This is a genomic window from Serratia sp. CY47444, assembly GCF_052168635.1.
GTDB classification, from domain to species: Bacteria; Pseudomonadota; Gammaproteobacteria; order Enterobacterales; family Enterobacteriaceae; genus Serratia; species Serratia bockelmannii.
Map to the genome: position 1 here is coordinate 1 of NZ_JBJNMH010000021.1, position 23938 is coordinate 23938.

19 protein-coding genes, 1 rRNA gene and 1 riboswitch are annotated in these 23938 nt (G+C 59.6%); of the genes, 8 read left to right on the top strand and 12 right to left on the bottom strand.

Annotated features, from left to right (window positions below; all coding sequences use genetic code 11):
• From ACJ8IL_RS21350 to btuB, 3 genes are all read right to left on the bottom strand, one after another.
• Positions 1 to 209: ribosomal RNA gene (locus tag ACJ8IL_RS21350) — 16S ribosomal RNA — on the bottom strand; the annotation flags it as partial.
• Between the two features lie 373 nt (positions 210 to 582).
• The gene (gene murI / locus ACJ8IL_RS21355; protein WP_025921004.1) at positions 583 to 1446 is read right to left on the bottom strand and encodes a glutamate racemase; all 864 of its coding nucleotides are present in this window, start codon (positions 1444 to 1446) and stop codon (positions 583 to 585) included.
• Positions 1391 to 3268 carry a TonB-dependent vitamin B12 receptor BtuB gene (gene btuB / locus ACJ8IL_RS21360; protein WP_147823566.1) on the bottom strand — a complete coding sequence of 626 codons (1878 nt, stop codon included), beginning with the start codon at positions 3266 to 3268 and terminating at the stop codon, positions 1391 to 1393. The genes murI and btuB overlap by 56 nt, the downstream gene beginning before the upstream one ends.
• Positions 3269 to 3337: 69 nt before the next feature.
• Positions 3338 to 3557: riboswitch (cobalamin riboswitch) on the bottom strand.
• Between the two features lie 115 nt (positions 3558 to 3672).
• Between btuB and trmA the strand changes: the two genes are divergently transcribed.
• Positions 3673 to 4776, top strand: coding sequence for a tRNA (uridine(54)-C5)-methyltransferase TrmA (gene trmA / locus ACJ8IL_RS21365; protein WP_147823565.1), 1104 nt, complete (start codon positions 3673 to 3675; stop codon positions 4774 to 4776).
• Positions 4777 to 4810: 34 nt separating this feature from the next.
• Here trmA and ACJ8IL_RS21370 read toward each other — a convergent pair whose 3' ends face one another.
• Together ACJ8IL_RS21370 and fabR are read right to left on the bottom strand one after the other, a co-directional pair.
• Entirely contained in the window at positions 4811 to 5182 is a 372-nt protein-coding gene (locus ACJ8IL_RS21370) for a YijD family membrane protein (RefSeq protein WP_025304650.1), read from the bottom strand.
• A 15-nt stretch (positions 5183 to 5197) separates the two neighbouring features.
• On the bottom strand, positions 5198 to 5830 hold the full coding sequence (fabR, locus tag ACJ8IL_RS21375) for an HTH-type transcriptional repressor FabR (RefSeq protein ID WP_004931044.1): 633 nt from the start codon (positions 5828 to 5830) through the stop codon (positions 5198 to 5200).
• A 218-nt stretch (positions 5831 to 6048) separates the two neighbouring features.
• Here fabR and sthA point away from each other — a divergent pair, with 218 nt between their 5' ends.
• On the top strand, positions 6049 to 7446 hold the full coding sequence (gene sthA / locus ACJ8IL_RS21380) for a Si-specific NAD(P)(+) transhydrogenase (RefSeq protein WP_004931047.1): 1398 nt from the start codon (positions 6049 to 6051) through the stop codon (positions 7444 to 7446).
• Here sthA and oxyR read toward each other — a convergent pair.
• Entirely contained in the window at positions 7429 to 8346 is a 918-nt protein-coding gene (gene oxyR / locus ACJ8IL_RS21385; protein ID WP_025304651.1) for a DNA-binding transcriptional regulator OxyR, read from the bottom strand. The two genes, sthA and oxyR, sit on opposite strands and share 18 nt — an antisense overlap.
• A 151-nt stretch (positions 8347 to 8497) precedes the next feature.
• Between oxyR and ACJ8IL_RS21390 the strand changes: the two genes are divergently transcribed.
• The 4 genes from ACJ8IL_RS21390 to ACJ8IL_RS21405 all read left to right on the top strand — a co-directional run bounded on the left by ACJ8IL_RS21390 (position 8498) and on the right by ACJ8IL_RS21405 (position 11488).
• Positions 8498 to 9229: a glutathione peroxidase gene (locus ACJ8IL_RS21390; protein WP_015379403.1), complete on the top strand. Its 732-nt coding sequence runs from the start codon at positions 8498 to 8500 to the stop codon at positions 9227 to 9229.
• A gap of 72 nt (positions 9230 to 9301) precedes the next feature.
• Entirely contained in the window at positions 9302 to 10750 is a 1449-nt protein-coding gene (locus ACJ8IL_RS21395; RefSeq protein WP_261427560.1) for a dihydrolipoyl dehydrogenase, read from the top strand.
• Positions 10751 to 10914: 164 nt separating this feature from the next.
• The gene (locus ACJ8IL_RS21400) at positions 10915 to 11175 is read left to right on the top strand and encodes a hypothetical protein (RefSeq protein ID WP_025304653.1); all 261 of its coding nucleotides are present in this window, start codon (positions 10915 to 10917) and stop codon (positions 11173 to 11175) included.
• Positions 11162 to 11488, top strand: coding sequence for a type II toxin-antitoxin system HicB family antitoxin (locus tag ACJ8IL_RS21405; protein ID WP_019452249.1), 327 nt, complete (start codon positions 11162 to 11164; stop codon positions 11486 to 11488). Before ACJ8IL_RS21400 ends, ACJ8IL_RS21405 begins: the two co-directional genes overlap by 14 nt.
• A gap of 36 nt (positions 11489 to 11524) precedes the next feature.
• Here the strand turns inward: ACJ8IL_RS21405 and argH are convergent, their stop codons facing one another.
• The 4 genes from argH to argC all read right to left on the bottom strand — a co-directional run bounded on the left by argH (position 11525) and on the right by argC (position 16012).
• Positions 11525 to 12898 (bottom strand): argininosuccinate lyase, encoded by a 1374-nt coding sequence (gene argH, locus ACJ8IL_RS21410; protein ID WP_261427562.1) that lies wholly within the window; start codon positions 12896 to 12898, stop codon positions 11525 to 11527.
• 69 nt (positions 12899 to 12967) lie between these two features.
• Positions 12968 to 14188, bottom strand: a complete 1221-nt coding sequence (locus ACJ8IL_RS21415; RefSeq protein WP_004931061.1) for an argininosuccinate synthase — start codon at positions 14186 to 14188, stop codon at positions 12968 to 12970.
• Between the two features lie 25 nt (positions 14189 to 14213).
• Entirely contained in the window at positions 14214 to 14987 is a 774-nt protein-coding gene (gene argB, locus ACJ8IL_RS21420; RefSeq protein WP_016929723.1) for an acetylglutamate kinase, read from the bottom strand.
• A gap of 20 nt (positions 14988 to 15007) precedes the next feature.
• Positions 15008 to 16012, bottom strand: coding sequence for an N-acetyl-gamma-glutamyl-phosphate reductase (argC, locus tag ACJ8IL_RS21425; RefSeq protein ID WP_025304655.1), 1005 nt, complete (start codon positions 16010 to 16012; stop codon positions 15008 to 15010).
• A gap of 216 nt (positions 16013 to 16228) precedes the next feature.
• On the opposite strand from argC, the gene argE reads away from it, so the two are divergent.
• Together argE and ppc are read left to right on the top strand one after the other, a co-directional pair.
• Entirely contained in the window at positions 16229 to 17374 is a 1146-nt protein-coding gene (argE, locus tag ACJ8IL_RS21430; RefSeq protein WP_038630012.1) for an acetylornithine deacetylase, read from the top strand.
• 257 nt (positions 17375 to 17631) lie between these two features.
• Positions 17632 to 20268, top strand: a complete 2637-nt coding sequence (gene ppc / locus ACJ8IL_RS21435; protein ID WP_049205361.1) for a phosphoenolpyruvate carboxylase — start codon at positions 17632 to 17634, stop codon at positions 20266 to 20268.
• 107 nt (positions 20269 to 20375) lie between these two features.
• Here the strand turns inward: ppc and metF are convergent, their stop codons facing one another.
• Positions 20376 to 21272, bottom strand: a complete 897-nt coding sequence (metF, locus tag ACJ8IL_RS21440) for a methylenetetrahydrofolate reductase (protein WP_004931071.1) — start codon at positions 21270 to 21272, stop codon at positions 20376 to 20378.
• 229 nt (positions 21273 to 21501) lie between these two features.
• Positions 21502 to 23937 (bottom strand): bifunctional aspartate kinase/homoserine dehydrogenase II, encoded by a 2436-nt coding sequence (locus ACJ8IL_RS21445; protein WP_442516821.1) that lies wholly within the window; start codon positions 23935 to 23937, stop codon positions 21502 to 21504.
• Position 23938: the final 1 nt, after the last annotated feature.

Here is a 23938-nt window from a genome sequence, read left to right on the forward strand (position 1 = left end):
AAGGTCCCCCTCTTTGGTCTTGCGACGTTATGCGGTATTAGCTACCGTTTCCAGTAGTTATCCCCCTCCATCAGGCAGTTTCCCAGACATTACTCACCCGTCCGCCGCTCGTCACCCAGAGAGCAAGCTCTCCTGTGCTACCGCTCGACTTGCATGTGTTAAGCCTGCCGCCAGCGTTCAATCTGAGCCATGATCAAACTCTTCAATTAAAAGCTTGATTTGCTTCCACTCGAGAAGCGATGCTCAAAGATTTACTGCATGAATTTTACTTCAGTTAGTCACTCTTCAAGACTTGATATTTTTTTGCATCCGAAGATGCTGGATATCGTCTTGTGGAGTGCCCACACAGATTGTCTGATAAATTGTTAAAGAGCAGTGCCGAGAAACTCATCGGCGCGGGCTGCGTATATTACGCTTTTCGCCCTGAGAGTCAAGCGTTTATTTCGCTTTCTTCTCGCTGACCCGGCGGCTTGTCAGTCGTTGTTCCCGGTCAGTGGAGGCGCATTATAGGGAGTTCTCGGCAGGCCGCAACCCCTATTTTCAATATTTTTTCCGACCGTTGAATGTTTAACCAAAACACCGTTAAAGCGGCAGTTTTTTCAACGATTTAAAGCCATAACCCTGCAAAACGGGCAATAAAGCGTCAGTATCTTCATTTAACGCCATGCAATACGCCAGATTCTCTTCCTGGCTCGAGACCAGATTTTCCTGCGTTGAGATGAGCCAGGCGGTGCGGCGGGCAATCGCCGCGCCGGAATCCACCAGCCGGGTGCCTTCCGGCAACACCTGCATCAACTCTTCAGCTAATAGAGGGAAATGGGTGCAGCCCAGCACGACGGTATCCGGCGGCTCGCGCATGCTCAGCCACGGATGCAGGATCTTCTTCAGCACCGGCAGCGGCACGGCTTCGCCATGGAGCTTGGCCTCCGCCAGCTCCACCAGCTCTGAAGAGCCCAGCAGTTCAATCTTGCAGTCGGTGGCGAAACGGGAAATCAGTTCGTGGGTGTAGCTGCGCTGTACGGTACCGCGGGTCGCCAACAGGCCGACAATGCCATTAACGGTAAGACGGGCCGCCGGTTTGATGGCGGGCACCACGCCCACGACAGGGAAACTGAAACGCTCGCGCAAGGCCGGCAAGGAAACGGTGCTGGCGGTGTTGCAGGCAATGACGACAATCGCCAGAGGATGACGTTGCTGTACCGCGCCGACAATTTCCAGCACGCGCTCAACGATAAACTCTTCGGACTTCTCGCCGTAGGGGAACGCCACGTTGTCGAAAGCGTATATATAGTGGAGATCCGGCAGCAACTGCCGAATCTCCTGATACACCGACAGCCCGCCGACGCCGGAATCGAAAACCAGCACCGTCGGGCGAGGTGTGGCGGTGCTGTTAGAAGGTATAGCTTCCAGTGAGGTAGTATTCTCTTCCTGGAGTAGCGTAGCCATAGGCCGTCTCATAATCTTTATCAAACAGGTTGGCAATTCTACCACGAACTGTCAGATGAGATGTGACCGGATACGAAACTGCGAGATCCCACAGGCTCACGCCGCCGAGTTTAACCGTCGGGCTAGGATAAACGCCATAATCCTTGTCGTAGCGCTCACCCAGGTATTGATAGGTCACTGCCCAATCAAAGTCGTACAGTTGCCAATCCAGCTCGTATTTCACCTGCTGTTTAGCGCGGCGCAGCAGCACTTCGTTGGTTTTAGCATTGCGCGGGTCGACATAATCGTAACCAATCTGATGCGTCAGCGGGCCGGTTTCAAAAGAAGCCGTGGCCTCTACACCTTTAATGGTCGCCTTACCGATATTATAATAGCGATAACTCACCGGATCGCTGTCGATAAGATTATCAATGTCATTGCGATAACCGGAAATACGCCAGGTCACAGGCCCGGTCAAGCCTTCAAAACCGCCTTCCCATTGCTTGCTTTCTTCCGGTTTCAAATTATTGTTGCCGTAAGTGGTACTAAACAACTGGTTCATGTTTGGCGCTTTGAACGCGGTACCGTAAGAGGCAATGAAACGATACCCCTCGATGAATTCCCAGGCTGCACTGGTTTGCCAGGTGCCGTGCCAACCGAACTCCGAGTTGTCGTCGCCACGCGCAGCAGCCTCCAGCGTCACCGGTCCCACCAACTGTTGCCCAGTCAGATAGATGCCAGTATTGCGCTGGCTTCTCTCGCTGCTGACGGACGCGGTACCCGGTTTGATTTGTTGATCCTGCCAATCTGCGCCCGCACTAATGGTGCCTTGGGCAACCTTGAACGTGTTGCCCCACTGCAGATTGTACTGTTCCGAATCATCCAAACTGGAGGAGATCGCATACTGGCCTTTGCGCGGATCGTAATTGTAGTCTTTGCTGTGGCTGTAACTCCCCACTAGCTGCGTGGCGTAAATCCCTTCCTGATAGCGCAACCCCGTGTCCCATGTTTGGCTGTACAGCTTACGGGTATCGGGCAGACCGGTAATATTGAAGTCTTTATCGTAAGAATAGAATCCATCGTAGCCTGTACGATTATCGTAACCATAACCACGCACAAAACCGCTGATTTGCTCGTTAAATTGGTGCTGCAATGCGCCGTAGAGCAATTTGCTCATAAAGCCGTCGCGATCGGGCTGAGGAATACTGGTATTACCTTCAGCCACCACGTCATACCCTTTGGTATAGGTGTAATTCCCCGCCACCGTCGCCACGGTGCTGTCACCCAGTTGTTGTTGGGTCGACGCGTCATAGGATTGATAGCCGTTGGAGCCGACGCCGGCTGAGAGCGTCGTGCCGTTCTTTTCGCGGGTGGTAATAATGTTGACCACGCCGCCGATGGCATCGGAGCCGTACACCGCCGAGCGCGGGCCGCGAATGTATTCGACTTTCTGCACCAGCGAAATCGGGATTTGGCTGAGATCGGAAGAACCACTGACGCCCGCCTGATTAAGGCGAATGCCGTCAATTAGCACCAGCACATGGCTGGAGTTGGTGCCGCGAATAAACAGCGAGCTCTTTTGTCCCAATCCACCGTTTTGGCCAACGTCCACGCCTGGCAAACGGCGCATCACGTCGGTCAGGCTCTTGGCCTGCCAGCGATCGATATCGTTGCGGGTGACGACGGAGGTCGGCGCCAGCACGGAAGAAACCGGCTGCGGGAAACGGTTGGCGGTCACCACCAGGTTATCGCCATTCGTGGCTGTGGTGTTGTCTTGCGCCCATCCAGAAAAAGCCGTGACGGAGGAGACCACCGCCAGCAGCGTATTTTTTGTAATTGTCATGAGAAAAGCATCCAAACTTAATTGGCGGATGCCGCAGGATCATGGCCGGTAGTTCGCGACGGCCACGGACATTGCGACGTAACACCGGCAGGTCTTCGGGCTTGGGATTTGCGGGCCGCGGGGCGCGACCAGCAACGGGCGATGACTTCCCATCCTGCAGTGGACAGTGTCTGCGTCGAAACGCTATCGCCGTGACTTCCCCTTACCGCTGCGCGTCAGCTCCGGATTCACACCGGATTCCCTTTTCACTCGCTGCTTGAGGCCGGACGGCAATGCTACGATCAATGAAAATAGATGTCTAGACTGCTACTAATGTTACAAATAATAAACGCGACAAAACTGGACTTCACGGGCTGATTCCCTACAATCCCCGCTGATCAAATTTGCCTGACGAGAAGACACACATGACGCCCGAGAATTTGCCTATTGAACGTTACGATGACCAACTGGCGGAGAAAGTCGCCCGCCTGAAGATGTTGATGTCACCGTTCGCGGCGCCCGAGCCGGAAGTGTTCCGCTCGCCAGTCGACCATTACCGCATGCGCGCCGAATTCCGCATCTGGCACGACGCGGATGACATGTATCACATCATGTTCGATCAACAGACCAAGCAGCGTATTCGCGTCGACCAGTTCCCGGCGGCCAGCGAGCTGATCAACCGCCTGATGACCGCCCTGATCGCCGCGCTGAAACCGGAGCCGATCCTGCGCCACAAGCTGTTCCAGATCGATTATCTGTCGACGCGAAGCGGCAAAATCATCGCTTCGCTGCTGTATCACCGCAAGCTGGATGACGTTTGGCAACAGCGAGCCGAGCAGCTGCGCGACGAGCTGCGCGCTCAGGGTTTCGACCTGCAGCTGATCGGCCGGGCGTCGAAGACCAAGATCATGCTCGACCAGGATTATGTTGACGAAGTGCTGCCGGTCGCCGGCCGCGACATGATCTATCGTCAGGTGGAAAACAGCTTCACGCAGCCCAACGCGGCCATGAACGTGCAGATGCTGGAGTGGGCGTTGGCGGTTACCGCCGGTTCCAAAGGCGATTTGCTGGAGCTGTACTGCGGCAATGGCAACTTCTCGCTGGCGCTGGCGCGCAATTTCGAGCGCGTGCTGGCGACCGAGATCGCCAAACCGTCGGTGGCGGCGGCGCAGTACAACATCGCCGCCAACCATATCGACAACGTGCAGATCATCCGCATGGCGGCGGAAGACTTCACTCAGGCGATGAATGGAGTACGCGAATTCAACCGGTTGAAAGGCATCGATCTGAGCGGCTACAACTGCGAGACGATTTTCGTCGATCCGCCGCGCAGCGGGCTGGACGATGAAACGGTGAAGATGGTGCAGGCTTACCCGCGCATTCTGTATATTTCATGCAATCCGGAAACGCTGTGCGCCAACCTGGAAACGCTGCAGGCCACCCACCGGGTCAGCCGTCTGGCGCTGTTCGATCAGTTCCCTTATACCCATCACATGGAATGCGGCGTGTTGCTGGAAAAGCACCGCTGATATGACAGGGGCGCCATGATGGCGCCCCGTTTCATTACGATTCTTGAGTCGGCGCATCCGGCGCCTTACGCGCCTTCAGTTTCATGCCGATCCACAGCACCAGCGCCACGCAGATCACCGACGGCAGGAAGTTGGAGCCGATCTGCGGATACTCGGCGCGCACGATGGCGCTGTACAGCAACAGCCCCAGCAGGAAACAGGCCGCCGCCAGCTTCGGCATGCCGTCCGGCATGGCGCGGTTCAGGTAACGCTGATGCAGGCAGTACACCGCCAGCACCAACGCGATCAGCGGGAAGATCGAAAACGGCACCACCGAGCTGAACAGCGCAGCAAAGGAACCGTTGATCGAAAGGCCGGCAATTAACGCCAGCAGTAAGGTGCCATTTTCACGGCCTGGTTTTTCCATCATTTTTTACCTTTTTTATACGTGGGACACAGAAGCTTTTTCTTGTTCGCGACGATACCAGTAATACGCCCCTTTGGAGATCATCCGTAGCTGCAGCACCAGCCGTTCTTCCAGCTGCTGCCGCTGCTCGACGTCGATATCCAGCGCTTCCGCGCCGGCGCTGAACACGATGGTGACCATCGCTTCCGCCTGCGCTTCGGTAAAACTGCGCGGCATGTGGTTTTCCAATTCGAGGTAGTCCGCCAGTTCAGCGATGAAATGCTGGATCTCGCGCGCCACTGCCGCACGGAATGCCGCCGACGTGCCAGAGCGCTCACGCAGCAGCAGGCGGAAGGCGTTCGGGTTGTTGCCGATAAATTCCATAAAGGTGGATACCGAGGTGCGGATCACGCTGCCACCTTTGGCGATGCGTTGGCGCGCCTGGCGCATCAACTGACGCAACATCAGGCCGCTTTCGTCCACCATGGTCAGCCCCAACTCGTCCACATCGCGGAAATGGCGATAAAACGACGTGGGCGCAATGCCCGCCTCGCGTGAAACTTCCCGCAGGCTCAGGCTGGCGAAGCTGCGTTCGGCGCTCAGCTGGCTGAAAGCGGCTTCGATCAGGGAACGACGAGTCCGTTCTTTTTGTTGTGCTCTGACGCCCATATGCATATCCGGATAGGTTCCATTTTCTCAGTCTAACGCCCTAGACTCGGCAATATAGCAAATTTTATTGCAACAGCATTTATACTAACGCGCTCTATCACACTTCCGCCCTGAGCCGATTGTGCTTTGACTCAAAAAGCCTAATGGTGATTGGGTGAGCAGCGCTATGATGTTAAGATACCGTTGTAATCTTGTATAAAAAAACAGGTCTCTCCTACATGCAACAGCACTATCAATTTGATGCCATTGTGATTGGCTCGGGCCCTGGTGGTGAAGGTGCCGCCATGGGGCTGGTGAAACAGGGCGCCCGCGTGGCCGTTATCGAGCGGTACAACAACGTAGGCGGCGGATGTACCCACTGGGGCACCATCCCTTCCAAAGCCCTCCGCCACGCCGTCAGCCGCATTATCGAATTCAACCAGAACCCGCTTTACAACAACTCGCGCACGCTCAGCGCGACCTTCCCTGACATTTTACGCCACGCCGATAACGTCATCAGCCAGCAGACCCGCATGCGCCAAGGGTTCTATGAGCGGAACCAGTGCAAACTGTTCGCCGGCGACGCGCGCTTCATCGACGCCAACACCGTCAGCGTCAGCTACATGGACGGCACCCAGGACACCATCCGCGCCGATCACATCGTGATCGCCTGCGGCTCGCGCCCTTACCATCCGGCCAGCGTCGATTTCAATCACCCGCGCATCTACGACAGCGATTCCATTCTCGAGCTGAGCCATGAACCGCGCCACGTGATCATTTACGGCGCCGGGGTGATCGGCTGCGAATATGCGTCTATCTTCCGCGGCCTGAACGTCAAGGTGGATCTGATCAACACCCGCGACCGTCTGCTGGCGTTCCTCGATCAGGAGATGTCGGATTCGCTCTCTTACCACTTCTGGAACAACGGGGTGGTGATCCGCCACAACGAAGAGTTCGAGAAGATCGAAGGCACCGAAGACGGCGTGATCGTGCACCTGAAGTCCGGCAAGAAGGTGAAAGCGGACTGCCTGCTGTACGCCAACGGCCGTACCGGTAATACCGATTCGTTAGGGTTGGAGAACGTCGGCCTGGAGTCGGACAGCCGCGGGCTGCTGAAAGTGAACAGCATGTATCAAACCGCGCTGTCGCACATTTATGCGGTCGGTGACGTCATCGGCTATCCGAGTCTGGCTTCCGCCGCCTACGATCAGGGCCGCATCGCCGCGCAGGCGATCGCCTCCGGTGAAGCCAGCGGTCACTTAATCGAAGATATCCCGACCGGCATCTACACCATTCCGGAAATCAGCTCCGTCGGCAAAACTGAGCAGGAACTGACGGCGATGAAGGTGCCGTATGAAGTGGGCCGCGCCCAGTTCAAACATCTGGCGCGTGCGCAGATCGCCGGGATGAACGTCGGCAGCCTGAAGATCCTGTTCCATCGCGACACCCTGCAGATCCTCGGGATCCACTGCTTCGGCGAACGTGCGGCGGAGATCATCCACATCGGTCAGGCGATCATGGAACAGAAAGGTGAAGGCAATACTATCGAGTATTTCGTTAATACGACCTTCAACTATCCGACCATGGCCGAAGCCTACCGGGTGGCAGCGCTTAACGGCTTAAACCGCCTGTTTTAACGCGTTGTCGATGTAGCCCTGCATGTGCTCGCGGATCGCTTCGGCCAACTGCTCATAACGGCTGCGCAGTGGGGAACCGGGGCGATACACCAACGCGATGGTGCGCTTCGGCTCCGGCTTGTAGCAATCCAGATAGCAGACGCCATCGCGCTCGCGCTGCGGCGGCACCGCCAGGGACGGCAGCAGGGTAATGCCGCTGCCGGCCGCGACCATATTGCGCAGCGTTTCCAGACTGGTGGCGCGGAAGTGGGTATCCTCGTCCGCGCCCGCCTGGAAGCAGAAGCCCATCGCCTGATCGCGCAGGCAGTGGCCATCTTCCAGCATCAGCAGCTTTTCTCCCGCCAAATCCGGCATCGCCACGCGCTCGCGCTGCGCCCACGGGTGATCGGAATACACCGCCAGCTTCATCGGTTCATCGAACAGAGGCACTTCGATAAACGCCTCGGTTTCCTTCACCAACGCCAGAATGGCGCAGTCCAGCTTGCCGCTGTCGAGTTGCGCCAGCAGTTGGTGGGTTTGCGCTTCGTGCAGGTACATTTCCAGTTTCGGGAAGGTTTTGTGCAGCGTCGGGATGATCTGCGGCAGCAGATAAGGCCCCACGGTCGGGATCAGACCGATGTGCAGCGGCCCGGACATGGCCTCGCCCTGCTGGCTGGCCATCTCCTTCAACACTTTCACTTCGCGCAGCACGGTACGCGCCTGCTCCACCAGCAACAGGCCCGCCTGGGTGAACAGTACCTTGCGGCTGGTGCGTTCGAGCAGCATGACGCCCAACTCGTCTTCCAGCTTGCGGATCTGCCCGCTCAGCGTGGGTTGGCTTACATGGCATGAATCGGCCGCGCGGCGGAAGTGCCGGTGCTCGGCCAAGGCGACCAGATACTCTAAATCACGAATATTCATTGTTTCCCTCCATTCCATGATAGCTCATGGCGATAGATAAGATAGCAATGAGCGATTAGATCTATCAAGCCCCAGCGACAATAATGTGTCCCAACGAAGCGATATCGCGCTAAATGCTAAAAATTACTTTTCCTAATTAAGGGGTTAATCAATGTTTACCAGTCAAGAAGGCAAGAAAGTTCCTCAGGTTACTTTCCACACCCGTCAGGGCGACCAATGGATTGATGTGACCACTGATGACCTATTCAAAAACAAAACCGTCATTGTTTTCTCGCTGCCGGGCGCGTTCACGCCGACCTGTTCTTCGAGCCACCTGCCGCGCTACAACGAACTGTCCAGCGTATTCAAGCAGCACGGCGTCGACAGCATTCTTTGCGTCTCCGTGAACGACACCTTCGTGATGAACGCCTGGAAAGCCGACCAACATGCGGAAAACATCACCTTCGTGCCGGACGGCAACGGTGAATTCACCAAAGGCATGAACATGCTGGTCGAGAAAGCGGACCTGGGCTTTGGCCCTCGTTCATGGCGCTACTCGATGCTGGTGCGCAACGGCGTGGTCGAGAAAATGTTCGTCGAGCCGAACAAGCCGGGCGACCCGTTTGAAGTGTCCGACGCCGACACCATGCTGAAATACCTGGCGCCGGAATTCAAAGTGCAGGAATCGGTCTCCCTGTTCACCAAACCGGGTTGCCCATTCTGCGCCAAAGCCAAACAGATGCTGCAAGAGCGCGGCATTCAGTATGAAGAGATCGTCCTGGGCAAAGACGCCACCACCGTTAGCCTGCGCGCCGTCAGCGGCCGCGCCACGGTGCCGCAGGTGTTCATCGGCGGCCGTCACATTGGCGGCAGCGACGATCTGGAAACTTTCCTGTCAGCTTAATAAGTAATAACAAAGCCAACGTGAACTTTGGCGGGCTACGGCCCGCCCTTTTTTTACCTTTCAGGAGCGGATATGAAACTGTTGAACGTTGATGTTGCGGTCATCGGCGGCGGCACCGCAGGGCTCGGCGCCTATCGCGCGGCCAAACTGTCTACCCCCAGCGTGGTGATGATTGAAGGCGGGCCTTACGGCACCACCTGTGCGCGCGTTGGCTGCATGCCATCCAAATTATTGATCGCCGCCGCCGAAGCGGTGCATCAAATCGAACGCGCGCCGGGCTTTGGCGTGCACCCAGCCGGTAAAACCCGCATCGACGGACGCGAGGTGATGGCGCGCGTCAAACGCGAACGCGATCGTTTCGTCGGCTTCGTGCTGGAAGGCGTGGACGAGATCCCGGCCGCCGACAAAATTCAGGGCTATGCCCGCTTTATCGACGACAACACGCTGCAGGTCGATGACCATACGCGCATCGTGGCGCAACGCATCGTGATCGCCACCGGCTCTCGCCCCAGCTGGCCAGCGCTGTGGAACGAACTGGGCGATCGCCTGATCGTCAACGACGATCTGTTCAACTGGGATGACTTGCCGCAGTCCGTGGCGGTATTCGGCCCCGGCGTCATTGGGCTGGAGCTGGGGCAAGCGCTGCACCGCCTCGGCGTCGACACCAAGGTCTTCGGCATCGGCGGCGCCGTCGGGCCGCTGACCGACAGCGCCGTGCGCGATTACGCCGCCAAAACGCTGGGGGAAGAGTTCTACCTCGACGCCGACGTGAAAGTGGAGATGATGCAGCGCGAAGGCGACCGCGTATTTATCCGCTATCAGGATCTGCAAGGCCAGTCGCAGGAGATCCTGGTGGACTACGTGCTGGCCGCCACCGGCCGCCGCCCCAACGTCGATCGGCTGGGTCTCGAAAACACCGACCTGCAGCTCGACGCTCGAGGCGTGCCGCTGGCCGACCGCCTGACGATGCAAACCAGCGTGCCGCATATCTTTATCGCCGGCGACGCCAGCAACCAGCTGCCGCTGTTGCACGAGGCCAGCGATCAGGCGCGCATCGCCGGCGCCAACGCCGGCAGCTTCCCGGAGATCAATCCAGGTCTGCGCCGCAGCGCGATTTCGGTGGTGTTCTCCGATCCGCAGATCGCCATGGTCGGCTCAACTTTCCGCGAGCTGAGCGAGAAGTTCAGCGCCTGCGGCTGCTTTGAAGTGGGCAAAGTCTCGTTTGAGAATCAGGGCCGCTCGCGGGTGATGCTGCGCAATAAGGGCATTTTGCACGTCTACGGCGAGCAAGGCACCGGCCGTTTCCTCGGCGCGGAAATGATCGGCCCCGACGCCGAACACATTGCGCACCTGTTAGCCTGGGCGCACCAACAGCAGATGACCGTCGATCAGATGCTGGACATGCCGTTCTATCATCCGGTGATCGAAGAAGGCTTGCGCACTGCGCTGCGCGACCTGCAGGCGAAGCTCAAACTCGGCACGGCCGAAATCGAGCGCTGCCAGCGCTGTCCGGGTGAGTAACCTCTTATTCTCCGTTTATATCCACCGGGCCTTCAGGCCCGGTTTTTTTTGCGCAGCACTTTCCACAATTTCCTCCCTCCGCTTGCCTCACGGCCCGCCCGCGCTCATTTTTTTATGCTTTGGCATTGAAGTGATACCAATAACGATACTAAAATGGAGGCAGCATGAACGAGATCAGGGATGACATCGCTGATTTGCAACAGCGGCAGAACAGCATCAAATTCGCCGAGTTAGCGAAAGTCTGCGTGCGATGGTTTGGGCCGCCGCGCATAAACGGTAGCAGCCATCACGTTTATCGCATGCCCTGGCCAGGCGATCCGCGCATCAATATCCAACGCGGCAACAACGGCGCGGCCAAGGCATATCAGGTTAAGCAGGTCATCGCCGCACTGGCCAGAATGGAGGAAGAACATGGAAAAGCATGAACACTATACCTATCGCATCACCTGGTCAGCGGAAGATCGTGAATATGTCGGGCTGTGCGCCGAATTCCCCTCGCTGTCCTGGCTGGCCGCCACGCGTACCGGCGCACTGGAGGGTATCGAAAAAGTCGTGAGCGAAACGATCGCCGACATGCTGGCGCAAGGTGAAACGCCGCCGCAGGCGCTGGCGGAAAAGAACTTCAGCGGAAAACTGGTGTTACGCATGACGCCGGAACAGCATCGCCGGCTGGCGATCGGCGCGATGGAGGAAGGCGTGAGCCTGAACCGTTATCTGTGCGCACGCCTGGCGGGGTAGAGGTGCAAGGGCGGCACCAGGCCGCCCTTATCGTCCTCAAGCTAAACGCTGTTTCGCTGCGGCGATTGCCGCGGCCACCTGCTGCGGCGCGACGCCGCCTTTGGCCGCACGTTTGTCCAGGCAAGATTGCAACGCCAGGATCGGATAGACGTCGTCGCCAATCGTCGCGCTAAACTGCTGCAAATCCGCCAGCGGCAGCGCTTCCAGCGGTTTGCCCTGGCGAATCGCCTCTACCACCGCCTCACCGACGATATGGTGCGCTTCGCGGAACGGCACGCCCTTGGCGACCAGGTAATCCGCCAGTTCGGTGGCGTTGGCATAGCCCTGCTCCGCCGCTTCCTGACAGCGCGGGCGCTTCACCTGAATGCCGTCCAGCACCAGCGCCGCCATCTGCAGGCAGTCCATCCAGGTGTCGAGCGCGTCGAACAGCCCTTCTTTGTCTTCCTGCATGTCTTTGTTGTACGCCAGCGGCAGGCCTTTCAGCGTCATCATCATGCCGGTCAGCGCGCCCTGTACGCGGCCGCACTTGCCGCGGATCAGCTCCAGCGCGTCCGGGTTTTTCTTCTGCGGCATCAGCGAAGAGCCGGAGGTCACGCGGTCAGACAGCTCGACAAACGCCGCTTCGCCGCTGTTGAAGAAGATCAGATCTTCGGCGAAGCGCGACAGGTGCACCATGCTGATGGCGGCGTTGGACAGCAACTCCAGCACGTGATCGCGATCGGATACGCTGTCCAGGCTGTTGCGGGTCGCCGAGGCGAAGCCCAGCCAGCCGGCCAGTTGCTCGCGATCGATAGGATACGCAGTGCCGGCCAGCGCGCCGCTGCCCAGCGGGCTGACGTCCAGCCGTTTCAGGGTATCCTGCAGTCGGCTCTCATCGCGCTCCAGCATCTCGACATAGGCCAGGCACCAGTGCGCGAAAGTCACCGGCTGCGCGCGTTGCAGGTGGGTATACCCCGGCATCACCGCATCCTGATTGGCTTCGGCGGTCTCCACCAGCGCCTGCTGCAGCTGGACGATCGCCTGATGCAGATCGCCGATCTGCTGTTTGCACCACAGCTTCAGATCGGTCGCGACCTGATCGTTGCGGCTGCGGCCAGTGTGCAGCTTCTTGCCCAAATCGCCGACCTTCTCGATCAGCTTCTGCTCCACCCAGCTGTGGATGTCTTCGGCATCGCTTTGGACTATCGCCAAAGGATCGGCCTGGACTTCCGTCAGTAGTGCATTCAGCGCCTGCTCCAGCAGCTGTTGCTCCGTTGCCGTCAACACGTTAACGGTCACCAGCGCCTTCGACCAGGCCACCGAGCCCACGATATCCTGCTCCGCCAGGCGATAATCGAACCGCAGCGAATCATTGAGTTGCTTGAACCGCTGATCCGCCGCCTGAGTGAACCGTCCGCCCCAAAGTGCCATACCTTTACTCCTGAATTTTTATGCGAAAGGGCGCAGCATGCTGCGCCCTTGCAGAGTCACGCCAATCGGTTATTTATTCTTTTTCTCGTTCAACGCGCGGATGCGTGAAGACAGAGAGAACAGGCGGATAAAGCCGCCCGCGTGGCTGTGATCGTAAACTTCGTCTTCGCCGAAGGTGGCGAACTCTTCGGAGTACAGGCTGTTGGCGGATTTCTTCTGAGTCGCCGTCACCTGACCTTTGTACAGCTGCAGCACGACTTCGCCGTTCACCTCTTCAGCCAATGCTTCGGCAGAGGCCTGCAGCGAGCGGCGCAGCGGCGCGAACCAACGGCCGTCGTACACCACATAGGACATCTCCAGGCCCAGCTGCTCGCGCCATTTGAAGCTGTCGCGATCCAGCACCAGCTGCTCGATGGCGCGCAGCGCCGCCACCATGATGGTGCCCCCTGGGGTCTCATAGCAGCCGCGGGATTTGATGCCCACCAGACGGTTTTCCACGATGTCGATCCGGCCGACGCCGTGCTTGGCGCCCAGCGCGTTCAGGGTTTCCAGGCACTGGTACGGCGACAGCGCTTTCCCGTTAACCGCCACGACGCGGCCTTTCTCAACGGTGACGGTCACCTGCTCAGGCTGATCCGGCGCTTCCTGCGGATCGACGGTCCATACCCAACAATCTTTGTTCGGCGCATTCCACGGGCTTTCCAGCACGCCGCCTTCGGTGGAGATGTGCCAGGCGTTCTCATCGCGGCTATAGATTTTTTCCAGCGACGCGGTGGTCGGGATGTTGCGCTCTTTCAGGTAATCCAGCAGCGCTTCACGGGAACGCAGGTTCCACTCGCGCCACGGCGCCACCACTTTCAGCTGCGGCGCCAGCGCGGTGTAGGTGGTCTCGAAACGCACCTGGTCGTTGCCTTTGCCGGTCGCGCCGTGGCACAGCGCATCGGCGCCCACTTTCAACGCCAGCTCGACCTGCGCCTTGGCGATGATCGGCCGCGCCATCGAGGTACCCAGCAGGTAGCTGCCCTCGTACAGGGCGCCGGTCTGCAGCACCGGATAAACGTAATCGCGGATAAATTCTTCACGCAGATCGACCACGTGACATTCAGAGGCACCGGACTGCAGGGCTTTTTGCTCCACGCCTTCCAGATCGCTGCGCTCCTGGCCGATGTCCGCCACGAACGCCACCACTTCACAGCCGCCGTAGTTCTCTTTCAGCCATGGAATGATGGCCGAGGTATCCAGGCCGCCGGAGTACGCCAGAACGATTTTTTTGATGCCTTGGTTTTGCATGATCTATTCCTTTCTAATTCTAAAATTAAGCGAGGATCCGGGTGCCAATCGACACGCCGTTAAACAAAGCAGGAAGCTGATCGGCATGGCGCCAGCTGGCGATATCCACCGGGCGGCCGAGGGTGCGGGCGGCGTCGAGCGCCGCATTCACCTTCACCACCATACCATCGGTGATGATGCCTTGCGCGATCAGTTGTTCCGCTTTTTGCGCCGTCATTTCCGCAATGCGTTGCCCCTTGCCGTCGAGGATGCCGCTGACGTCCGACAGCAGGATCAGGTCCGCCCCCAGCGTCGCCGCCAGCGCCGTCGCCGCCTGATCGGCGTTCACGTTCATTAACTGCCCTTCGGCGGTGATGCCGATGGAGCTGATAACCGGCAGGTAGCCGGCGCCCAGCAGGGTATTGAGCAGCGCGGGCGAACCGGGCTGCGCGTTGCCGACGTGGCCCAATGCCGGATCGAGCGGGGTCACGACCGCGCTGCCGCCGTCCGCCAGGCTCAGGCCGACGGCGTTGATTTGATGTTTAATCGCCCACGCCAGCAGCGTTTTGTTGGCGGTGCCGGCCAGCGCGCCGGTGATGATGTCGATCTGATCGGCCGGCGTGACCCGCAGGCCGTTCTTTTTCACCACCGGCAAAGCGAGCTGCTTCATCAGTTCGTCCACCACGCAGCCGCCGCCGTGCACGATCACCAGCGGACGCTGATGCTGCTGGCGGTAGCTGTCCAGCGCGGTAAACAGACGCTCCAGCGCTTCTTCACTGTCTAATAACACGCCACCTAACTTGATAATTAACGGGTTCATTGCTGTTTACTCACGCTGGTTTAAAGGAGTGACTGGGTTTCCGGGAAGCCGAAACGGATATTCAGGCATTGCACCGCCTGCGCCGCCGCGCCTTTCAGCAGGTTGTCTTCCACCGCGACGGCGATCAGATGCTCGCCCTGCACCGCAAAACCGATATCGCAGAACGGCAACCCCACCACCGCTTTCAGCGCCGGCACGCCCTGGTCGTACAACCGCACCAGCGGCTTGTCGTCATAGGCGGCATGATAGGCGGCCGCGACGTCCTGCGCGGTCACGCCGGCTTTCAGGCGGCAGGTGATGGTTTCAAGGATGCCGCGCGGGAAGTTGCCCAGGTGCGGCGTAAAGATAACCGGCACGCCCAGGTGCGCGGCGATCTCCGGCTGGTGCCGGTGAGTAAAAATACCGTACGGCTGCAGGCTCACTTCGCAGAAGCTGGTGGTCATGCTGGCCTTGCGCCCGGCGCCGCTAACGCCGCTGGTGGCGTTGATCACCGGCCACTGATCCAGATTCAGCAACTGTTTTTCGATCAGCGGTTTCAGCGCCAGCTGCGCCGCCGTCGGGTAACAGCCCGGCACCGCGATCAGCTGCGCCTGTTTGATCTTGTCGCTCTGCCACTCCGCCAGGCCGTACACTGCCTGCTCCAGCAGGGCGCCATGCTGATGCTCGAAACCGTAGTACTGGCTATAAAAACCGGCGTCCTGCACGCGAAAGGCGCCGGACAGATCGAACACCACGCAGCCCGCCGCCAGGAAGGCCGGTGCGATATCGTGGCTGACTTCATGGGCGGTGGCGAGGAACACCACGTCGATGCCCTGCGCCGCCTTGGCAACGTCGGTCAACGGTTGCAGCGGCAGATCGACGATGCCTTTCAACTGGGGATGGAGATCGGAAAGCAACTTTCCTGCATCTGCACTTTGCGCTGAAACCGCTAAAGCGGTTATGTTCATGTGTGGGTGGCGATTCAGGTAAGCCGTGAGCTCCGCTCCGGCGTAACCGCTGGCACCAACGATCAGCGTATTCAACATGTGGCCTTTCACCTTCTAAACTGACGTGCGGTCGCTTGCGACCCAGGTAACAGGGCTAGCCAGCGTTGTTGCGCCGTTCACCCACGGAGCCAGGCGTTGATGCTTTTATAAACATCCGGGTATCGGGTTCCCTTACGCTTCGGCTTACTGTATTTTTATTCAAAATAAATGCATGAATATTGATACTATCCTAACCAAAGGCTGTCAACAGTGAAGATGAAATTACCTCCATTTATTGAGCTGTACCGGGCGTTGATCGCCACTCCGTCAATCAGCGCCACCGATGCCGGCCTCGATCAGAGCAATGAGGCGTTAATCAACTTGCTGGCCGGATGGTTTGCCGACCTGGGCTTTCGCGTCGACGTACAGCCGGTGCCGGAGTCGCGCCACAAATTCAACCTGCTGGCCAGCATCGGCGAAGGCAGCGGCGGCCTGCTGCTGGCGGGTCATACCGATACGGTGCCTTACGACGAGGGCCGCTGGACGCGCGATCCCTTCACCCTGACCGAGCATGACAACAAGCTCTACGGCCTGGGCACCGCCGACATGAAAGGCTTCTTCGCCTTTATTCTGGATGCGGTGCGCGATATCGACGCGAGCAAATTGACCAAGCCGCTGTACATTTTAGCCACCGCAGATGAAGAAACGACGATGGCCGGCGCACGTTATTTCGCCGCCTCCACCGCGATTCGGCCGGATTTCGCCATCATCGGTGAGCCGACCTCGCTGCAGCCGGTGCGCGCGCACAAGGGCCACATGGCCAACGCCATTCGCATCGTCGGCCAGTCCGGCCACTCCAGCGATCCGGCGCGCGGCGTCAACGCCATCGATCTGATGCACGAGTCCATCGGCCGCCTGATGGAGCTGCGCAAGACCCTGCAGGAGCGCTACAACAATCCGGCGTTCGCCGTGCCTTATCCCACCATGAACTTCGGCCATATCAGCGGCGGCGACGCGGCCAACCGCATCTGCGCCTGTTGCGAACTGCACCTGGATATCCGCCCGCTGCCCGGCATGACGCTCGACAACATCAACGAACTGATGCATCAGGCATTGGAGCCGGTGAGCCAACGCTGGCCGGGCCGCCTGACCATCGAAGAGCTGCACGCGTCGGTACCGGGCTACGAATGCCCGACCGACCACCGCATGGTGGCAGTGATCGAGGAACTGCTGGGCACCCGCACGCAGGTGGTCAACTACTGCACCGAAGCGCCGTTCGTTCAGCAGGTCTGCCCGACGTTGGTGCTCGGCCCCGGTTCCATCGATCAGGCCCACCAGCCGGACGAATACATCGACACCGCGTTTATCGAACCGACGCGCAAACTGTTGGGCCAGCTGATCAATCACTTTTGCCAGCAATAAACCCGACATTTAGCAGGGGAAATGCTTTATGCTTCCCCTAACTCAAAATAAGTAGAAGGCAGCGAAATAAGCCACGCTGATAACCCACGCGGCGTAATTAAATTTCAGAAAATGCGCCGATTTTGATGTTTTTTTGCTAAAAATAGTGTCAATTGACGATTGGACAGGAACGCGATGTGATCAGGCAGGCGGTCTGCGCCTGACGCGTGAAATTTATTTACAAGATAAAAATCATACAGAACTGGGTCAGGGGTTATATGAACGAACAATATTCGGCAATGCGCAGTAATGTCAGTATGCTCGGCAAATTGCTCGGCGATACCATCAAAGAAGCGCTGGGCGAGCATATTCTCGATCGCGTTGAGACCATCCGTAAGCTTTCCAAATCCTCACGCGCCGGCAACGAAGCGCATCGCCAGGAGCTGCTCTCCACCCTGCAGAACCTGTCCAACGACGAGCTGCTGCCGGTGGCGCGCGCCTTCAGCCAGTTCCTCAACCTGACCAACGTCGCCGAGCAGTACCACAGCATTTCGCCCAACGGCGAAGCCGCCAGCAATCCGGAAGCGCTGGCTCAATTGTTCAGCCGCCTCAAAGACAGAAAGCTCAGCGATAAAGAGCTGCAGCACGCCGTGTCGCAACTCTCCATCGAGCTGGTGCTGACGGCGCACCCGACGGAGATCACCCGCCGCACCCTGATCCACAAGCTGGTGGAGGTCAACACCTGCCTCAGCCAGCTCGATCACAACGATCTGGCCGACTACGAGCGCAACAAGATCATGCGCCGCCTGCGTCAGCTGGTAGCCCAGTCGTGGCACACCGATGAAATTCGCAAACACCGCCCTTCTCCGATCGACGAAGCCAAATGGGGTTTTGCCGTCGTGGAAAACAGCCTGTGGGAAGGCGTGCCGGCGTTCCTGCGCGAATTCAACGAACAGCTGGAAAACTCCATCGATTACAGCCTGCCGGTAGAAGCGGTGCCGGTGCGCTTCACTTCCTGGATGGGCGGCGATCGCGACGGCAACCCGAACGTCACCGCCGAAATTACCCGCCATGTGCTGCTGCTCAGCCGCTGGAAAGCCTGCGACCTGTTTACCCGCGATATTCAGGTACTGGTCTCCGAGCTGTCGATGACCGAGTGCACCCCGGAGCTGCGCGCCCGCGCCGGCGGTGACGAAGTGCAGGAACCGTACCGCGAAATCATGAAGCAGCTGCGCAGCCAGCTGATGAGCTCCCAGGCCTATCTGGAAGGTCGCCTGAAGGGCGAGCGCGTGCTGAAACCGCACGACCTGCTGGTGAACAACGAGCAGCTGTGGGAGCCGCTGTATGCCTGCTACCAGTCGCTGCAGGCCTGCGGCATGGGCATCATCGCCAATGGTCAACTGCTGGATACCCTGCGCCGCGTGCGCTGCTTCGGCGTGCCGCTGGTGCGTATCGACGTGCGCCAGGAAAGCACCCGCCATACCGAAGCCATCGCCGAGCTGACCCGCTATCTGGGGCTGGGCGATTATGAAAGCTGGTCGGAAGCCGATAAGCAGGCGTTCCTGATCCGCGAACTGAACTCCAAACGCCCGCTGGTGCCGCTGAAATGGCAACCGAGCGCCGATACGCAGGAAGTGCTGGAAACCTGCCGGGTGATCGCCGAAGCGCCGCAGGGTTCGATCGCCGCCTACGTGATTTCGATGGCGCGCACGCCTTCCGACGTGTTGGCGGTGCACCTGCTGCTGAAGGAGGCCGGCTGCCCGTTCGCGCTGCCGGTCGCCCCGCTGTTCGAAACCCTCGACGACCTGAACAACGCCGACGACGTGATGACCCAGTTGCTGAACATCGACTGGTATCGCGGCTTCATCCAGGGCAAACAGATGGTGATGATCGGCTATTCCGACTCGGCGAAAGACGCCGGCGTGATGGCCGCTTCCTGGGCGCAGTACCGCGCGCAGGACGCGCTGATCAAAACCTGTGAAAAGGCCGGCGTAGCGCTGACGCTGTTCCACGGCCGCGGCGGCTCCATCGGCCGCGGCGGCGCACCGGCGCATGCGGCGCTGCTGTCTCAGCCGCCGGGCAGCTTGAAGGGCGGCCTGCGCGTCACCGAACAGGGCGAGATGATCCGCTTCAAGTTCGGCCTGCCGGAAGTCACCATCAGCAGCCTGGCGCTGTATGCAGGCGCGATCCTCGAGGCCAACCTGCTGCCGCCGCCGGAACCGAAGAAAGAATGGCGGGCGCTGATGGACGACCTGTCCGAGACCTCCTGCCGGATGTATCGCGGCTACGTGCGTGAAAACCCGGACTTTGTGCCTTACTTCCGCGCGGCCACGCCGGAGCTGGAGCTGGGCAAACTGCCGCTGGGTTCACGCCCGGCCAAGCGCAAGCCGAACGGCGGCGTAGAGAGCCTGCGCGCCATTCCGTGGATCTTCGCCTGGACGCAGAACCGCCTGATGCTGCCGGCCTGGCTCGGCGCCGGCGCCGGATTGCAGGAAGCGGTGAAAGCCGGCAAACAGGCGGAGCTGGAAGCGATGTGTCGCGACTGGCCGTTCTTCTCCACCCGTATCGCCATGCTGGAAATGGTGTTCGCCAAAGCCGACCTGTGGCTGGCGGAATACTACGATCAGCGCCTGGTGGATAAAGCACTGTGGCCGCTGGGTCAACAGCTGCGCGATCAGCTGGAAAGCGACATCAAGGTGGTGCTGACCATCGCCAACGATGCGCACCTGATGGAAGACCTGCCGTGGATCGCTGAATCCATCGCGCTGCGCAACGTTTACACCGACCCGCTGAACGTCTTGCAGGCTGAACTGCTGCACCGTTCTCGTCAGCAGGAGCAACCGGACGCCCGCGTCGAGCAGGCGCTGATGGTCACCATCGCCGGCGTCGCCGCCGGGATGCGCAACACCGGCTAGTGAGCCTCATCGCGGCCCCGTTTATCGGGGCCGTTTTTTTATGCCTTTCCCCCACAAAAAAAGGGCGCCGCGGTAAAGCGACGCCCTTTTTCAATGGAACAAGCCTGTCAGGCGGCGGCCACCGGGCGCACGCCCAGCGTGTGGCAGATCGCGTAGCTCATCTCTGCACGGTTCAGCGTATAGAAGTGGAAATCTTTCACCCCTTCGCGGCTCAGGATCTTCACCATGTCCATGGCGATGTTGGCGCCGACCATTTTGCGGGTCTCCGCATCGTCGTCCAGCCCTTCGAACATGCTGGTCATCCAGCTTGGCACCCGCACGTTGGTCATGGTGGCAAAGCGCTGTAGCTGCTTGAAGTTGGACACCGGCAGAATGCCCGGCACGATTTCCACATCGATACCGGCGGCAACGCAGCGGTCGCGGAAGCGCAGGTAGCTCTCAACGTCGAAGAAGAACTGGGTAATTGCGCGACTGGCGCCGGCATCGATCTTGCGTTTCAGGTTAATCAAATCGGCCTGGGCGCTTTTCGCCTCCGGGTGCACTTCCGGGTAGGCGGCGACGGAAATGTCGAAGTCACCCACGTCTTTCAGCAACGCCACCAGATCGGTCGCGTACATGTCCGGCTTGCCGCCGCCCGGCGGCAGATCGCCGCGCAGCGCCACGATATGGCGGATGCCGCTGTTCCAGTAATCGGTCGCAATGTCGCGCAGCTGCGCCGGGCTGGCGTCGATGCAGGTCAGGTGCGGCGCCGCCTCCAGGCCGGTGCGCTCCTTGATCCCCTTGATGATGCTGTGGGTGCGATCGCGCTCGCCGGAATTGGCGCCGTAGGTGACGGAAACGAATTTAGGTTTGAGGATGCTCAGACGATCGATCGACTGCCACAGGGTCTCTTCCATCTCGCTGGTGCGTGGCGGGAAGAACTCGAATGATACGTTAATCTGGCCGTTCAACTCCGCCAGACTCTGATTCAGCGCTTCCCGCTGGTTTGCGTGGAAAAAACTCATACCCTGCTCACCTCTTTATCGATCACTGTTTTTATTTCATCTTGATGAGCGTCTATACGTTTAGACGTCTAGATAGAAAATGCCGCATGTTGGCTAAAGAGTCAACAGGAAAATGAGGGGAATAAGATGATTAATCCTCACCCGCTCAACGAGGGAATTTCATGATCGCGGCAAAGATAAGTATGGCAGGAAAAGCAAAGGGGCGCGGTGAGCCCGCGCCCGCAGAGGATTAAAGCAGCTGCGCCAAACGGTTAAGGTCTGACTGGATAGCGCCGGCGGTCACATCGCGGCCGGCGCCCGGCCCGCGGATCACCAGCGGATTATCGCGATACCAGCGGCTTTCGATGGCAAACACGTTGTCGCACGGCAGCAGCGAGGCCAGCGGGTGCTCAGGGCGCACCGCCTCCACACCGACCCGCGCCTTGCCGTTGGCGTCGAAACGCGCCACGTGGCGCAGCACCAGGCCCATTTCGCTGGCGGCCTCAAAGCGCTGCTGCATCTGCTGATTCAGCGCCTCACCGTTCTCGAAGAACTGATCGACGGAGCCCAGCTCGCAGCCCGCCGGCACCAGCGACTCGACCCGCACCTGGTTCGGTTCGATGTCGTAGCCCGCCTCACGCGCCAGGATCACCAGCTTGCGCATCACGTCCTGGCCGGAGAGATCGACCCGCGGATCCGGTTCGGTCAGCCCCTGCTGCCAAGCCTGATCCACCAGCTCGGTGAACGGCACCGTGCCGTCATACTGCAAGAACAGCCAGGAAAGCGTGCCGGAGAAGATGCCGCTGATCGCCAAAATGCTGTCGCCGCTGTCGCGCAGATCGCGCACCGTATGGTTGACCGGCAGCCCGGCGCCGACGGTGGCGTTATACAGCCAGTGGCGGCCGGTTTTGGCGAAGGCGTCGCGTATTTGGCGATAGCTGTCGCTGCACGAGGCCCCCGCCAACTTGTTGGCGCTGATCACGTGAAAACCGTAGCTGGCGAAATCCAGATACTGCCCAGCCAGCTCTTCGCTGGCGGTCACGTCGAGCACCACCAGATCGTCGAACGGGTGCGCGCGCATCCACAGGAACAGCGATTCTTCATCCAGCTCCTGCGCTTCGTCCTCAAAGAATGCCAGCGCGCGGCTGGCGTCCAGCCCGTCATAGTTCAGCAGGCTGCGGCGGCTGTCCACCACCCCCGCCAGGATAAATTCGAAGCCGCTGCGCGCGGAGATATTGGTCTGTTCACGGGCGAACAGCTCCAGCCAGCGCGACCCGATGTTGCCCTTGCCGAACAGCACCAGACCGATGCGCTTCTCGGCGCGGAACAGGCTTTGGTGCAGCCCCTGAATCAGCAGCGCGGTCGGCCCCTGGCGCAATACCGCCACCAGGCTGATGCCATCTTCCGCCTGCCAGATAAATTCGACCGGCTGATCTTTCAGTTGCTGATAGAAACGGTGGCTGTGCAGCGGGTTCTTGCATACCCCGGCGCCGACCATCGCCACCAGCGCCAACCCTTCACGCAGATGCAGTTCACCCGGCAGCGCCGAGGCCTGCAGGATCGCCAGTGCGCTGTTGACCACCTCGGAGGTGTAGCACAGCTGCACCCGATTGCGGTCAGGATGGATGCCCACCGCCAGCGGTTTGATCTGCGCGCGTTTGAGCACCAGATCCAACTCTTTCTGCGCCAGTTTGAAGTCATGCTGAGCGGCGACGTGCAGCTCAATCAGGCACACGTCATCATGGCTGGTGACAATCTTGGCGCCGGTGCCGGACGCCAATACGCGCTCGATGCGCGTCGAGCCCTGCTCCGGCTGGTAGCTGCAGCGCAGCTGAAGATCGATATCGCTGCCGGAGACCGGCTGCAGGGTGCGGGTATGCAACACCGGTGCCGCCAGGCGTGCCAGCTCGCTGGCTTCGTCCAGACGCAGCAGCGGCAGCAGGCAGGCGTCTTTCACCTTGCGCGGATCGGCGCTGTAAACCCCGGCCACGTCGCTCCAGATGGTGACGCGCGCAGCGCCGGCCAACGCGCCGACCTGAGTGGCGGAGTAATCACTGCCGTTGCGCCCCAACAGCACGGTTTCCCCGGCGTCGTTGCGCGAAATGAAGCCGGTCACCACCAGGCGCTTGCCCGGATGTTGAGCCAACAATTGCTGCAGCAGCGGATAAGAACGGCCTTCATCCACCTGCGGCTGCGCGGCGCGTTCGGCGCGCAGGAAATCACGCGCATCCAGCCAGGCCGCCTGCATATCCAGGTGGTTGAGCACCGCCGCCATCAGGCGCGCCGACCAGATCTCGCCGTGCCCGACCACTTCGGCATAGCACAGCTCGTCAGCTTTACCGTCCAGCAGCACCGCCAGACGTTCCAGATCCTGAATGAACTCGGCGATCAGCGGCTCGGCGCTTTCCGGCGGCAACAGGCCGCTGATAAGATCGCTGTGATAACGACGCAACGTCTGCTGCACCTGGTGCGCAGACAGGCGATCGCTCTGGCTGAGCTTCAGCCAGTTGATCAACTGGTTGGTGGTACTGCCGGCGGCCGATACCACCATCATGTCGCCCGGCTGGCTGTATTCCGCCATAATCCCGGCCACACGCAGATAACACTTCACATCCGCCAGACTGCTGCCGCCAAACTTGTGCAGTTGACGCCCGCTCACCGGCCCTGCTACAGCAATTGCATTCATG

Bases quoted from the DNA above. Each gene is read 5' to 3' on its own strand.
- murI (WP_025921004.1), bottom strand. From the start codon at position 1,446: ATGGCTACGCTACTCCAGGAAGAGAATACTACCTCACTGGAAGCTATA.
- btuB (WP_147823566.1), bottom strand. From the start codon at position 3,268: ATGACAATTACAAAAAATACGCTGCTGGCGGTGGTCTCCTCCGTCACG.
- trmA (WP_147823565.1), top strand. From the start codon at position 3,673: ATGACGCCCGAGAATTTGCCTATTGAACGTTACGATGACCAACTGGCG.
- ACJ8IL_RS21370 (WP_025304650.1), bottom strand. From the start codon at position 5,182: ATGGAAAAACCAGGCCGTGAAAATGGCACCTTACTGCTGGCGTTAATT.
- fabR (WP_004931044.1), bottom strand. From the start codon at position 5,830: ATGGGCGTCAGAGCACAACAAAAAGAACGGACTCGTCGTTCCCTGATC.
- sthA (WP_004931047.1), top strand. From the start codon at position 6,049: ATGCAACAGCACTATCAATTTGATGCCATTGTGATTGGCTCGGGCCCT.
- oxyR (WP_025304651.1), bottom strand. From the start codon at position 8,346: ATGAATATTCGTGATTTAGAGTATCTGGTCGCCTTGGCCGAGCACCGG.
- ACJ8IL_RS21390 (WP_015379403.1), top strand. From the start codon at position 8,498: ATGTTTACCAGTCAAGAAGGCAAGAAAGTTCCTCAGGTTACTTTCCAC.
- ACJ8IL_RS21395 (WP_261427560.1), top strand. From the start codon at position 9,302: ATGAAACTGTTGAACGTTGATGTTGCGGTCATCGGCGGCGGCACCGCA.
- ACJ8IL_RS21400 (WP_025304653.1), top strand. From the start codon at position 10,915: ATGAACGAGATCAGGGATGACATCGCTGATTTGCAACAGCGGCAGAAC.
- ACJ8IL_RS21405 (WP_019452249.1), top strand. From the start codon at position 11,162: ATGGAAAAGCATGAACACTATACCTATCGCATCACCTGGTCAGCGGAA.
- argH (WP_261427562.1), bottom strand. From the start codon at position 12,898: ATGGCACTTTGGGGCGGACGGTTCACTCAGGCGGCGGATCAGCGGTTC.
- ACJ8IL_RS21415 (WP_004931061.1), bottom strand. From the start codon at position 14,188: ATGCAAAACCAAGGCATCAAAAAAATCGTTCTGGCGTACTCCGGCGGC.
- argB (WP_016929723.1), bottom strand. From the start codon at position 14,987: ATGAACCCGTTAATTATCAAGTTAGGTGGCGTGTTATTAGACAGTGAA.
- argC (WP_025304655.1), bottom strand. From the start codon at position 16,012: ATGTTGAATACGCTGATCGTTGGTGCCAGCGGTTACGCCGGAGCGGAG.
- argE (WP_038630012.1), top strand. From the start codon at position 16,229: ATGAAATTACCTCCATTTATTGAGCTGTACCGGGCGTTGATCGCCACT.
- ppc (WP_049205361.1), top strand. From the start codon at position 17,632: ATGAACGAACAATATTCGGCAATGCGCAGTAATGTCAGTATGCTCGGC.
- metF (WP_004931071.1), bottom strand. From the start codon at position 21,272: ATGAGTTTTTTCCACGCAAACCAGCGGGAAGCGCTGAATCAGAGTCTG.
- ACJ8IL_RS21445 (WP_442516821.1), bottom strand. From the start codon at position 23,937: ATGAATGCAATTGCTGTAGCAGGGCCGGTGAGCGGGCGTCAACTGCAC.